The organism is Agrobacterium sp. MS2 (assembly GCF_003261015.1).
In the GTDB taxonomy this organism is placed as follows: domain Bacteria; phylum Pseudomonadota; class Alphaproteobacteria; order Rhizobiales; family Rhizobiaceae; genus Agrobacterium; species Agrobacterium pusense.
The window spans coordinates 109612-122217 of sequence record NZ_QLNF01000084.1; the positions used below are offsets into that span (position 1 = coordinate 109612).

10 protein-coding genes are annotated in these 12606 nt (G+C 59.1%); 1 reads left to right on the top strand and 9 read right to left on the bottom strand.

Annotated elements, in window-relative coordinates; genetic code table 11:
- Nucleotides 1–131: 131 nt before the first annotated feature.
- Nucleotides 132–3641: a PAS domain-containing hybrid sensor histidine kinase/response regulator gene (locus DOU54_RS20600; RefSeq protein ID WP_113380986.1), complete on the top strand. Its 3510-nt coding sequence runs from the start codon at nucleotides 132–134 to the stop codon at nucleotides 3639–3641.
- 54 nt (nucleotides 3642–3695) lie between these two features.
- Here DOU54_RS20600 and DOU54_RS20605 read toward each other — a convergent pair whose 3' ends face one another.
- The 9 genes from DOU54_RS20605 to cheR form a co-directional block, all read right to left on the bottom strand.
- Entirely contained in the window at nucleotides 3696–5543 is a 1848-nt protein-coding gene (locus DOU54_RS20605; RefSeq protein ID WP_113380924.1) for a methyl-accepting chemotaxis protein, read from the bottom strand.
- 97 nt (nucleotides 5544–5640) lie between these two features.
- Nucleotides 5641–6342, bottom strand: coding sequence for a transcriptional regulator VisR (gene visR / locus DOU54_RS20610; RefSeq protein WP_034496317.1), 702 nt, complete (start codon nucleotides 6340–6342; stop codon nucleotides 5641–5643).
- A gap of 53 nt (nucleotides 6343–6395) precedes the next feature.
- Nucleotides 6396–7127, bottom strand: coding sequence for a transcriptional regulator VisN (gene visN, locus DOU54_RS20615; protein ID WP_193603427.1), 732 nt, complete (start codon nucleotides 7125–7127; stop codon nucleotides 6396–6398).
- Nucleotides 7128–7499: 372 nt separating this feature from the next.
- Nucleotides 7500–9182, bottom strand: a complete 1683-nt coding sequence (fliF, locus tag DOU54_RS20620) for a flagellar basal-body MS-ring/collar protein FliF (protein ID WP_004439882.1) — start codon at nucleotides 9180–9182, stop codon at nucleotides 7500–7502.
- Nucleotides 9183–9310: 128 nt separating this feature from the next.
- Nucleotides 9311–9694 (bottom strand): chemotaxis protein CheT, encoded by a 384-nt coding sequence (cheT, locus tag DOU54_RS20625; protein ID WP_004439880.1) that lies wholly within the window; start codon nucleotides 9692–9694, stop codon nucleotides 9311–9313.
- 13 nt (nucleotides 9695–9707) lie between these two features.
- Entirely contained in the window at nucleotides 9708–10253 is a 546-nt protein-coding gene (gene cheD, locus DOU54_RS20630) for a chemoreceptor glutamine deamidase CheD (protein WP_004439878.1), read from the bottom strand.
- Nucleotides 10250–10639, bottom strand: coding sequence for a chemotaxis response regulator CheY2 (cheY2, locus tag DOU54_RS20635; protein WP_003503467.1), 390 nt, complete (start codon nucleotides 10637–10639; stop codon nucleotides 10250–10252). Before cheY2 ends, cheD begins: the two co-directional genes overlap by 4 nt.
- Nucleotides 10639–11694, bottom strand: a complete 1056-nt coding sequence (gene cheB, locus DOU54_RS20640; RefSeq protein ID WP_004439876.1) for a protein-glutamate O-methylesterase CheB — start codon at nucleotides 11692–11694, stop codon at nucleotides 10639–10641. Before cheB ends, cheY2 begins: the two co-directional genes overlap by 1 nt.
- The gene (gene cheR, locus DOU54_RS20645) at nucleotides 11691–12599 is read right to left on the bottom strand and encodes a protein-glutamate O-methyltransferase CheR (protein ID WP_004439874.1); all 909 of its coding nucleotides are present in this window, start codon (nucleotides 12597–12599) and stop codon (nucleotides 11691–11693) included. The genes cheB and cheR overlap by 4 nt, the downstream gene beginning before the upstream one ends.
- Between the last annotated feature and the right edge of the window lie 7 nt (nucleotides 12600–12606).

Sequence of the window (12606 nt, forward strand, 5' to 3'; positions counted from 1 at the left end):
AATTCGTCAAGATTGCATTTATCGGGTTTTTTGCGCGCTGATCTTGAACTTTATGATCAGACCGCGCTCATTCTCAATGGCGCGGATTTCGCCTATGCTTGATATCAGGAAACTCTTGCATGGGAGGATGCGTGCTTCCTGGGTGGATCATATTCGGTTCGGCTTTCGCCTATATCCTGCTGCTGTTTGCTGTTGCGAGCTACGGGGACAGGAAGAGCCGTAAGAGAAACGCGCCGAAAAAGGGGCGTCCGTTCGTTTATGCGCTCAGCCTTGCGATCTATTGCACCTCCTGGACCTATTTCGGTGGTGTTGGGCTTGCAGCCGACAAGGGACTGGAATTTCTTGGCATCTATACCGGGCCTATCCTTGCCTTCACCCTTGGCATGCCAATCATCCGACGCATCGTTGAGCTTGCCAAAACGGAAAAACTGACCTCGGTTGCAGACTTCATTGCCGCCCGTTATGGCAAGAATTCCACCGTGGCGATGATTGTCGCCATCATCGCGCTCGTCGGCGCCATTCCCTATATCGCGCTGCAGCTGAAAGCGGTTTCCAGCTCGGTGGCGACGATGGTCGACCCCGGTGATTACGGCATCGGCAGCGGCAACCTCTATTTCCTCGATCTGCCGCTTGTTGTCACCATTGTCATGGCGGGCTTCGCCGTCATGTTCGGCACCCGCCACACGGATGCAACCGAACATCAGGACGGGCTCATACTGGCGATCTCGATGGAATCGCTGGTCAAGCTCGTCGCCATGTGCACCGTCGGCTTCTATGTGCTCTTCGTGCTCTTCGATGGTCCCGTGCATCTATGGCAGCTCGCCTCCGCCAATGAACAGGCGATGCAGGCCATCTCCTATCACACGCCCGTCAGCCGCTGGATCGTCATGACCCTGCTTTCCGGCTTCGCCATCATCCTGCTGCCGCGTCAGTTCCATGTCACAGTCGTGGAAAACCGGACGCCGGAAGAGTTGCGCATGGCGGGGTTCCTGCTACCGCTCTATCTCATCGCCATCAACATCTTCGTACTGCCGATCGCTCTTGCCGGCATTCTGACGCTCGGCGCCAATGGCGACGCCGATCTCTACGTGCTGCAATTGCCGCTCAACCATCAGATGCCGGTCGTGTCCCTGATCACCTTCATCGGCGGTTTTTCGGCCGCGACCGCGATGGTGATCGTCGCGTCGGTCGCGCTGTCGATCATGATTTCCAATGACATTGTCATGCCGATCTTCCTGCGACAGAAGCTGTTGAATCGCTCACCGCACCGGGACAACTTCGCCAAGACCCTGCTCAACATCCGCAGAACGGCGATCTTTGCCGTTATGCTGCTGGGTTATGGTTATTATCGCGCCGCCGACAGCGCCACGGGTCTCGCCTCCATCGGCCTGCTGGCCTTCGCTGCAATTGCCCAGATGGCCCCTGCCCTTTTCGGCGGCCTCTTCTGGCGGCGGGCCAATGCGCGCGGCGCAATCGCGGGGTTGAGTTCCGGCTTCTTCGTCTGGGCCTATCTGCTTTTCCTGCCGAGCTTCGGCGGGCCTGACAATTCCGAGGTTGCGGCGAATATTCTCGGTTTCCTGTTTTCCGGCAGCACCGTGTTCAACGGGCCTGAAGCCGATCCATTCGTGAATGCAGTCATTCTCAGTCTTCTCGTCAACAGCATGGCGTTTGTACTCGGCTCGCTTTCGCGCAATCCAAGACCGGTAGAACGCATTCAGTCCGGCATCTTCGTCAAGCGTCATTCAAAATCGCAATTCGCTACCCGCGGCTGGAAAACCCGTGTCAGCGTCGGCGATCTGAAAAGCGCGATCGCCCGCTATCTCGGCGAAGAGCGCATGCTCCGTTCATTGGCCACCTATGAAAAAACGGCCGGCAGAAAGCTGAATGACGACCAGCCGGCGGACATGGCGCTGATCCACTTCTCCGAACAGTTACTCGGCAGCGCCATCGGCTCTTCCTCCGCCCGCCTGGTGCTCTCGATCATTCTGCAGAAGGCGGAAGACACCAGCGCAGACACGGCGTGGCTGCTCGACCAGGCAAGCGAAGCGCTGCAGTATAATCAGGACATGTTGCAGACGGCGCTGGCGCAGATGGACCAGGGTATCGCCGTTTTCGATAGCTCCCAGCAGCTGACGATCTGGAACCGGCGCTTTCGCACTCTTCTGGACCTGCCCGAGCAGTTCGGCCAGGTGGGCGTACCACTAACTGACATCGTCTCCATGCTGCAGGAACGAGGCGACATGCCGGCCGGTGATACGGAACAGTTGATCACCAGCTTTCTGACCATGGACCTGCCATTCCCTCTGGTGCTGGCGGGCGGCGAACGCATCATCGAGGTGCGCTCCAACACGATGCCGGACAAGGGCATTGTCGCAACCTTCACCGACATTACCCAGAGGGTGGCAAGCGATCAGGCGCTGAAACAGGCGAATGAAACGCTGGAACAGCGCGTGGTGGAGCGGACCGCCGAACTGACCCGCGTCAACCGCGCGCTGGCTGAGGCGAGAGCGGCAGCCGACGAGGCGAATATCGGCAAGACGCGGTTTTTCGCCGCCGCCGGCCACGATATTCTCCAGCCACTGAATGCCGCCCGTCTCTACTCATCCTCGCTGGTCGAACGGCTCGGAGAATCGGGAGAAAGCGAACTCGTGCAGAATATCGACTCGGCGCTGGAATCGGTCGAGACCATCCTTGGCGCGGTGCTCGATATTTCCCGTCTGGACACCGGCTCGATGAAGGCGCGCATGACATCCGTTCCGCTGAACGACTTTCTGAAGCGGATCGAGACCGATTTTGCGCCGATGGCGCAGGAGAAGAACCTCAACCTCGTGGTCATGCCGACTTCGCTGACGGTACGGTCTGATCCCAACCTCCTGCGGCGTCTGATACAGAACCTGGTTTCCAACGCCATCAAATACACGTTGAAGGGCAAAGTGGTTGTCGGCGCGCGCCGCCGGGGCGGCGAAGTGGTCATTCAGGTGACGGACTCCGGCATCGGCATACCCGCCTCCAAGTTCCGCACGGTCTTCAAGGAATTCGCCCGGCTGGACGAAGGTGCAAAAACGGCCTCGGGGCTCGGCCTTGGTCTTTCCATCGTCGACCGGTTGTCGCGCATGCTGCACCATCCGGTTCAATTGATTTCCACGCCGGGCAAGGGCACGACCTTCCGTATTCACCTCACGCGTGAGGAAGATCGTGTCGCACCCGCGAAGTCGGGCGGCCCCATCGCCAATCCTGCTGCCAGCGATCGCCTCCAGGGCGTGCGGGTGCTGTGCATCGACAACGAGCCAAAAATCCTTGAGGGCATGACGCTGTTGCTGACGGGATGGGGCTGCGACGTTTTACCAGCGGGATCCGTGGCGGCGCTGGAAGAACCGTTTCTTTCTCTGACCGCAGCACCCGACGTCATCGTCGCTGATTATCATCTTGATGATGGCGATGGCATCAGCGCCATCCGCCTCATCAGGACATTTTATGGCAAAACGATCCCGGCTCTGCTGGTAACGGCGGATCGCAGCCCGGAAGTGCGCAGCGATGCCGAAAAATACGGAATTGCCGTCCAGCACAAACCGGTGAAACCGGCGGCGCTGCGCGCCTATATCAACCAGATATCCAGTACCGTGCGGGCAGCGGCCGAGTAAAAACTCCCGGACCTTGCGATCCGGGAGCGGTATCTATCTTCAAAAACCGGCGTATCAGGCCGCTTGATTGTACCGGTCTCGGCCTGTCGCCGAGCCCTGCTCCATCTGGAACCGCTGCACGAGTTCGAGAAGCGCCTTGACTTCACCGGACAGTATCATGCTGGCCGCGCTTGACTGTTCGGCAAGCGCCGCGTTCTGCTGGGTCATCTGGTCCATCTGGTTGACGGAACTGTTGACGTTGTGAAGTGCGGAAGACTGATCCTGCGTTGCCGTCGCAATGGTTTCGACATGCTGGCTGACGGTAACGATCTGCTGGCTGATGGCGGAAAGAACCGTGCCCGCCTCCTGCACCAGCTTCGACCCGGAACTGACCTCATGCGTCGACTGATTGATGAGCTGCTTGATCTCGCGGGCTGCGTCGGCGGAGCGCTGGGCAAGCTCGCGCACTTCCTGCGCCACGACGGCGAAGCCCTTGCCGGCCTCACCAGCACGTGCGGCCTCGATACCGGCATTGAGCGCCAGAAGGTTGGTCTGGAAAGCAATGTCGTCAATGACCTCGATGATCTGTTCGATCTTGCGTGAGGCATCTTCGATGCGGCCCATGGCGTCGACGGCATTGCTGACGACCGAACCGGAGCTGTCGGCGCTCTGCTTGGTAATGCGAACGGCCTCATTGGCCTCGCGCGCCCTTTCAGCCGATGACTTGACGGTAGCGGTGATTTCCTCGACAGCGGCAGCGGTCTCCTCCAGCGAGGCGGCCTGGTTTTCGGTCCGCTTCGACAGATCGACCGAAGATTGCTCGATTTCGATACCGCTGTGCTGAATGATGAGCGTGCGCTCCCGGATCTGACCCAGCGCATCCCGCAGGTTGAGCAGGGAACTGTTGAAGTCCGTGCGCAGCCGGTCGAGGCGACCCGAGAAGGGCGTATCAATCGTACGGCTGAGATCGCCACGCGATAGCCTGCCGAGACCGGACGCAATCTCGTCGACCACGAATTCGATCTGGCCGTCCAGCTCCCGTTTCTCGGCGTCATTGCGGTAACGTTCGGATTCGGCCGCAGCACGTTCCTCGGCGCTCTTGCCCTCAATCGCCAGTTTCTCAAGTGCATTTTCGCGGAAAATCACCAAAGCGCGGGCAATGTTGCCAAACTCATTGGTGTTGGTGGCATAGGGGATCGGTGTATCGAGATTGCCGTCCGAAAGGGACTTCACTGCATCGGTCAGCTTGCCCAGGGGCTGAAGCGTACGCTTGATGACGAAATAGGCGAGCAAACCGACGCCAAGCATGGCGAGCCCGCCACAGATCAGCATCATGTCGCGCAGGCTGTATATCTGCGCATCGTAGACATCCATGGGAACACCCACGAACAGAATGCCGACGGTTGCGCCGGTTTTGTTCGTAACGGGCATATAACCCGTCATGTAGCTGGTGCCGAACAGCGTCGCGGTGCCAAAATAGGATTCACCCTTGGAGACTTTTTCGAAAGCGGGATGATCGGTCGCAAGCTTGGTTCCTGCTGCTCTCTCGCCCTTTTCGTTCTTCAGATTGGTGGTCATGCGAATGAATTCGCCGCCTCTGGCTTCAAAAACAGTGGAGATGCCACCGTTTCCGGCTGCGGTGCGGTCGACGAGATCATTATCGCGCATCGTTCCGATGCTGGCGCGGCCCACGCTCTTGAGGTCGCCATCCACCAATTCGAGGGCAACACCACCAACTTTCAGTTCGTAAAGGATCGCCATGCTGCGCATTGCGCTGTGCGTATCACGCAGCGCGGTGGTGATGATGTTGTCCTTCAAGCGAATGTAAGTCGAAAAACCAACCGCCGCCACGCTGAGCGCGATCAGACCGATCGTCAAAGCTACGACCTTGCCAGCAACGGACTTAAAGAGCCGGTTGTGCATGAAACAGTTCCCCAAAGCCAAACTTATAAAAGTTCTAATGGGCAACTGTTAAAAAAACGCGAAGTGCCGGCGAAGGGGGCGGTAGACCCGCCCGCCGTTAATGGATGTAGCCGAGCCGGATGGCTTTCGCGATCGCCTGGATACGGTTGACGGAATCAAGCTTGATCGTCGCCGAACCAAGATAGGCGTTGACGGTGTGGACCGACAGCCCGAGCTTGACCGCGATTTCTTCGCTGATACGGCCATCGCCCGCCAGTTGCAGGCAGGCGATTTCCCTCTCGCTCAACGCTTCCGAGGGCGCCGCCTTGCGCTCGTCCAGCGCCAGCATATCGACCATGATCTCGCAGCACTTGATGTGCTGTTCGATCACCACTTCATTGTCGAGAACGAGATTGGTGCCGCAGAAGACGATATAGCCGTTACCGATGGTGCCGAGGCGCACCGGTAGCGCCAGACCCGCATAGGGCAAAGTATCATTCTCGATCCGGCGCAGAAGCGCAGGCACGTCGGGGAGATCGGCAAAACCGCCGGCATTCTTGTTGCGCCAGATGACCGGCAGAAGCGACGTCTCGATGTGATCGAGAAGAATATCGCCGACAGCGCGAATGAACTGCGTGCTCTGCTCCGCGGCATTCATGCCCCAGTTTTCCAGCTCGCAGGTCAGCTTCTTCTTGTTGGGGAAACCGGAAGCGGCCGCCTTCGTCACCACGAAATTGCGCGCGCCGACCAGCTTCTGCATGGCGACAAGCTTCGGAAACAGATCCGACCGGCTCGTCACGACAGGGCTGCGGTAAAACATGCCCGTTTGACCAGTACCCTCATTGTCTTTCGTCTGTACCATCCGTCCGACCATCATACGAGGTTGTTGCGCACGGCGTAGGCAATTGCCTCCGAGCGGGTTTTTGTCGCAGTTTTACGCATCACGCTTGTGATGTAATTATTGATCGTATTGCGTGAAATGCCAAGGATCATCGCAATTTCGTCACTCGTCTTGCCTTCCGCGATCCAGAAAAGGCACTCCAGCTCGCGCTCGGTGAGCGTCGATTCGCGCACGGCTTTTGCCTCGCTGGCAATGCCGAAACTGACGCAATAGCCCGTCAGAAGCGCGATTTCACGCAGGCGTTCCGGCGACGGAACCGCTTCCTCGGGGAACAGCAGCAGGAGAGAAAGGCGAATGCGCCCCACGCAGAAAGAGAGCGCAGAATACTGCCGGTCTATGCCATAGGGAACCGAAACGTCCTCTGGAAGCAAGAGCAGCCGCGGCTGCAGAAGCGAAAGGCATTTTTCCATTTCGCTCGAACGGTTCTGGCTATTGGCAAGCTCAACGCCCAACCGGCGCACCAGATCGAAAGGCCAATCGGATGTGACTATGAATTTAAGCCCGGTTTCTTCGAGAAGGTCATCCCGCGCCAGCAGGTAGTGCGAGGCGCCAGCGTAAGTCACGAGCAAATCAAGCGCGCCTGCAACGTTACCGGCAGCAGCCGTGGCTGCGACGTTCTTGGCAAGCTGATCACGCGGCAGGGGCTTACCCATGCCCTCCATAGGCTTGGCAGACAGCCTGCGGATATCAACATCGACTTTCAATCGCCTACGCCCTCTTGCTCCCAGTGGGAGATTATACCTCGGGATGGAATCATTCCATTCGAGAAGCTTACCAAAATGGGACGGCAAGCCCCCGGAGACCGAATCATTTCATTTTATGGAACGGACTGGGATTTGCCATTACCTGACACCAGCCTTTCCACGTATTTCACCGTTCGTCTATTGCTAAAAAAACATACTGAAAAGCTGTTCAATCCATAAACGGCATTCTCAGCCAATTCCCAGCAAACTGTATCGTTGCTGAATTTTTTGTAAACACTGTCCTAAAACGAGATTGCCACGATGCGTCCGCCAAGGATAGCGAAAAGCCCAAAAACGGAAAAAAGGCCGGGTAAAACTCCGGCCTTTTCGATATTACGCTGCTTTTTCCACTGCCCATTTGCGCAGAATCTTGGCGGCTCTTTCCTCGCTGATTTCCACCATGCGGGAGAGCCTGCGTTCGGGCCCTTCGCGTACCCGGCGGTTGAAGGTGCCTTCGCCATCGCCGCCCGCCAGAAGATCGTCGGTGCTGTCGAAGCCGAAATCCGCCCCGAACCCTTCCATGAGACCGCCCGCGCCCGCATCCATGCCGGGAGAGAAGTCCGGCAGTTCGAGACCGGCGGCTTCCTGGCTGAGTTGGCCTGCGGCCGCGCCATTGCCGGTAACCGTGCGGACCAGCGGGCGTACACCGAGCCAGACGACAAGGAAGGCGACCGCGACAAAGGCGAGGGAATTGATGATGCCGGCGGAATTGCGGCTCAGCACTTCCATGACACCCGGTCCGCTGGCGGCCTCGTCAAGCAATTGGGTTTCGAGGAAATCCATTGCAGTCAAGGTGACCATATCGCCGCGGTCGGACGAAATGCCGGCGGCGGAGGTGACGATCTTCTGCATTTCGGCGAGGTAGGCGTCGATCTTGGCCTGATCGGCGGGTTCACCGACCATCTTTGCGATACGCCCCTTGTTGACGACCACCGCGACGGAAATCTTTTCGACCGTATAGCCGTTCTTCACCGTGGCGACCGTCTTGGAGTTGATCTCGTAGTTGGTCTGTTCTTCTTTCTTCGCCGATTCGTCCGACGATTGCGGCGTGCTGCCGCCGCCCTGAGGTGCGGCCTGCGGAACATTCTGCTCCACGGTCGCGGCCGTGTCGGGCTGCGTTTCCTGCGACTTCTGGTCTTCTTTGACGGTCCGCACCGACCGTTCGACACGCGATTCCGGATCGTAGACGGTTTCCTGAATCTGGCGGCTGTCGGTATTGAGCTGCGCCGTCACGCTCGAGCGGAAATTGTCCATGCCGAGGAAGGGCGCCAGCGCCTTGTCGATATTGGTTTCGATTTCCTGCTGAACGTTCTGCGCCAGCGTCAGCGAACGGTTCATGGCGGCATTGGTGACGTCGTCACCGGACGCCAGAAGCTGACCCGTGGAATCGAGCAGGGTCACATCATCGACTTCAAGGCCGGGAACGGCCGATGCAACGAGGTGACGAATGGAAGCGGAGGCCTTGCGGCCGGCGGAGGCGCTCGCACGGATCATGACAGATGCGGTGGGCTTCTGTTCGCCGCGTCGGAAATTGCCGACGTCGGGCATGACGATATGCACGCGTGCGGCTGCGATGCCATCGATCTGCTGGATGGAGCGGCCGATCTCACCCTCAAGGGCGCGAACGCGCGTCACTTCCTGCATGAAGGAGGTCAGGCCGAGAGAACCGACATTGTCGAAAAGTTCATAACCGGCATTGGCGCTGTCGGGCAGGCCACGTTCAGCCAGAAGCAGCCGCGCCTTGCTGGTAAGCCCGACCGGGACCTGAAGGCTGGAACCATCGGTCCCCACCTGAAAGTCCAGACCCGACTCGGCGAGCGCAATGCTGATCTTGTTGAGGTCGCTCTTTTCAAGCCCCACATAAAGGGTCTCGTAAGCGGGACGGTTCACATAAAGCGCTGCAGCGAGGATAATGGCCATGGACACAACGCCCACGCCGCCCAACATCAGCAGCCGCGTCTGCCCCAGCGCCGCGACATTCTTCAAGACCTGAGGGATTTGATTTAACAGATTCATTCTGTTCCGCACCGTCATTCATAGAGTCCGAGACCTTTTGGCCCCGTGATGACAATAGGGTGCGAAGCTTGCGCGAGCGTTGCCTTTCTCCGCATTCTGCGAAGAGGCAGGCGCCGCTGGAAACAGCGCTAGAAGAGGTCGAAGTCGCCGGAGGCCTTGTCGAGCGGCTGGGAATGGCCGTGGCGGAAGGCCGCGCCGAGGGCCTTCTGCATTTCAGCAAGCTTGACGAGGCTGAGCGCGGTGGAGACATCCACGATCCAGTCACCCGGGATGGAGCCGGTGATGGTGTCTATGAACTCGGCCAGGCCACGCGTCTTCTGGACCGCAAGGTCGATGCCCTGCAGCAGCTTGACGCCTTCGCTCGACAATTGGCCGCTGGTCACCTCAAGCAATTGCGGCTCGATGCGCTCGATGAGATAGGCGACATCGTGCAGTTCCGATACCACACGCATCAGAACATCCGGCAGGGCTTCTTCGAACGGAGTGGTGGCGGTGTGCTCTGCAAGCTGCATTGGAAACTCCGTACTAGAAAAATTCGATATCGTTGGCGACGGGTTTGGGCGCCGGCACCGGACGCGTTTCCATGGCCACCGTCTTCTGTGTTTCCGCGCCGCTGAGCGGATGCTGGCGGGCGCGGCCCGAGACCGGCCAGAATTCGATCTTGCGGCCATGTTCCCCGCCCGTGGAGGAGCTTATGACTGGAATGCCTTCATCCTTGAGAAACTTCATGGCGAATATGGCATTCTGCTCACCGACATTGGAGAAGCTGGCGATCGTCTTCGCGCCGCCGAAAATCTTGGCCTCCAGCCGGTCACGACGGGCGCCCTGCTTCAGCAGGCCGTTGATCAGAAGTTCCATGAGATGCACGCCATAACGCGTCGCATCTCCGCCGGTCACGCTACCGGTTCCCGGCAGCAGGAAGTGGTTCATTCCTCCAACGCCGGAAACGGGGTCTCTCAGACAGGCAGCCACGCACGAACCGAGTATCGTCGTCAGCACCACATCGGGATCGCTGACGACCTTATACTCGCCCTGAATGATATGTACGCGCTTGGCTGCAGCTTCAATCATTTCAGCGATCCGAAAACCGCTTCGATGGCAGCGCGCATCTTGTCGATGGTGAAGGGCTTGGCCAGCACGTTGTTGGCGCCGAGCTGGGCAGCCTTCTGCACCAGCGCGCGGTCGCCCTGCGCGGTGAGAATGATGAAGGCGGCCTTCTTGGTGGTCGGGTTGGCCCGCACGGCGTGCAGGAAACCGAGACCATCCATCTTCGGCATGTTGAAATCGGAGATGACGAGATGATGGGGCTGCTGCTCCATGATCTTCATTCCCTGCTCGCCGTCACCTGCGGCGGTGATCTGCTTGAAGCCGAGCTGTGTCAGCGCATCGCTGAGGAGCAGCCGGCTGGTCACCTGATCGTCAACGATCAGAACTTTGATCTTTTCTGCGAGAGACATTAGTCAGCACCTTCTTTGCGGGCAGTGGTTAGTTTGAGGATTTCTTCGCCGATGGAGCCCAGCGGCAATTGCTGTTCAACCGCGCCTAACTCGTAGGCCACACGGGGCATGCCATAGACGACACAGGTTTTTTCATTCTGGCCGACGGTACGCGCACCGGCATGGCGCATTTTCAGAAGTCCGGCGGCACCATCGCGCCCCATGCCGGTCAGGATGACGCCGACGGCGTTGCGTCCGGCAAGTTCGGCTACAGAGTCGAACAACACATCGACGGAGGGCCGATGGCCGTTGACGGGATCGCGCTCCACGAGCCGGCAGCAGGGCGCCGAACGATTGGCGATCTGCAGGTGACGCTCGCCGCCCGGCGCGAGGTAGATCTTGCCGGTCTGCAGGCGGGCGCCATCCGTCGCCTCTTCCACCACGGGAGCGCAGATGCGGTTCAGCCGTTCTGCGAAGCTCTTCGTGAAGGTGGGCGGCATATGCTGGGTAATTACGGTCGGCGGGCAATTGGCCGGGAATTTCTGCAGCACCGCGATCAACGCTTCGACACCCCCCGTGGACGAACCGATGGCCACGACCTTGCGCCCCGCACGATATTCGCTGACCGGAACCGGCTGCGGCGCGGCTGCGGCTTCCGGCCGCGCCGCGCGGTAAGCAGCGTGTTGGGAGCGCGCGGCAGCCTTCACCTTGTCAGCCAGATCGCCGAAGGGGCGCGCATCGCCTGGTGCCGGCTTGCCGACACAGTCGAAGGCGCCGATTTCGAGTGCCGCGAGCGATGCGTCCGCCCCGCGATGTGTCAGCGACGAGACCATGATGACCGGCATGGGCCGCAGGCGCATGATCTTTTCGAGAAACTCCAGCCCGTTCATTTCCGGCATCTCGATGTCGAGTGTCACGACATCGGGATTGAGCTGCTTGATGGCGGCACGCGCTTCCATGGCGTTGCCGGCCTGCCCGACGACCTCGACCTCCGGATCGGCCTTGAGAACAGCCGAAATCAGGCCGCGCATGGTCGGACTATCATCGACGACGAGTACCCGTGCGAGTGCGCTCATGCCTTCCTCCCCGAAGCGTGACCGATGTAGCGATAGGTGGTGATACCCGTATTATCGAACAGGTTCTTGGCGTCACCGGAGACACGTTCGGAATGACCGATATAAAGATGACCACCTTCCGGCAGCAGGCCTGCAAAACGCGACCAGATGCGCATCTGCGTCGGCTCGTCGAAATAGATGACGACGTTGCGGCAGAAGATGACGTCGAAATTGCCCTTGAAGGGCCATTGCGTCATCAGGTTCAATTCATTGAAGGTGATGAGGCGCTTGACCTTGTCGTCGATCTGGAACTTGCGGCGGCCGCCAGCATCCACTTCCGTGAACCATTGCTTGCGCATGGCGGGAGACACGGTTTCGAGCGCATTATCGTCATAGACCCCGGCACGGGCCTGCGCCAATATCTTGGGGTCGATATCCGTGGCCAGGATTTTGAAGTCGTAATCGGCTGCATTCGGAAACATGGCGAGCACGGTGAGCGCTATGGAATAGGGCTCCTGTCCGTCGGAGCAAGCGGCGGACCAGATGCGAACACGCCCGCCGCTCTTAGCCCTTGCAATGAGGCCAGGAAGAACCTCGTCACGCAAATGTTCGAAATGATGGTTTTCGCGGAAGAAGCGGGTGAAATTCGTGGTCAGGTGCGACAGCATTTCGCGCCGCGCCTGCGCGCCATCTGGAGATGACACCAGAACACAATATTCACGAAAGCCCGAAAGGCCGAGATTGCGGATGTGTTTCGACAGGCGGGAGTAAACCAGCGACGCCTTGGTGTCGTTGAGATAGATGCCCGCATCGGCATAGATCATCGCCGCGATTTCCGAGAGGTCACGTCTCGTCAGCGGGTATTCACCGCTGGCAAGAACGTCATCCGGAGACTGGCGCTGGTCGTTGAAATTAAGTGCTGCCATGAATGAT

What these genes read in the sequence shown, in the direction of transcription:
- DOU54_RS20605 (WP_113380924.1), bottom strand. Translation starts at nt 5,543, where the DNA reads ATGCACAACCGGCTCTTTAAGTCCGTTGCTGGCAAGGTCGTAGCTTTG.
- visR (WP_034496317.1), bottom strand. Translation starts at nt 6,342, where the DNA reads ATGTTTTACCGCAGCCCTGTCGTGACGAGCCGGTCGGATCTGTTTCCG.
- fliF (WP_004439882.1), bottom strand. Translation starts at nt 9,182, where the DNA reads ATGAATCTGTTAAATCAAATCCCTCAGGTCTTGAAGAATGTCGCGGCG.
- cheT (WP_004439880.1), bottom strand. Translation starts at nt 9,694, where the DNA reads ATGCAGCTTGCAGAGCACACCGCCACCACTCCGTTCGAAGAAGCCCTG.
- cheD (WP_004439878.1), bottom strand. Translation starts at nt 10,253, where the DNA reads ATGATTGAAGCTGCAGCCAAGCGCGTACATATCATTCAGGGCGAGTAT.
- cheY2 (WP_003503467.1), bottom strand. Translation starts at nt 10,639, where the DNA reads ATGTCTCTCGCAGAAAAGATCAAAGTTCTGATCGTTGACGATCAGGTG.
- cheB (WP_004439876.1), bottom strand. Translation starts at nt 11,694, where the DNA reads ATGAGCGCACTCGCACGGGTACTCGTCGTCGATGATAGTCCGACCATG.
- cheR (WP_004439874.1), bottom strand. Translation starts at nt 12,599, where the DNA reads ATGGCAGCACTTAATTTCAACGACCAGCGCCAGTCTCCGGATGACGTT.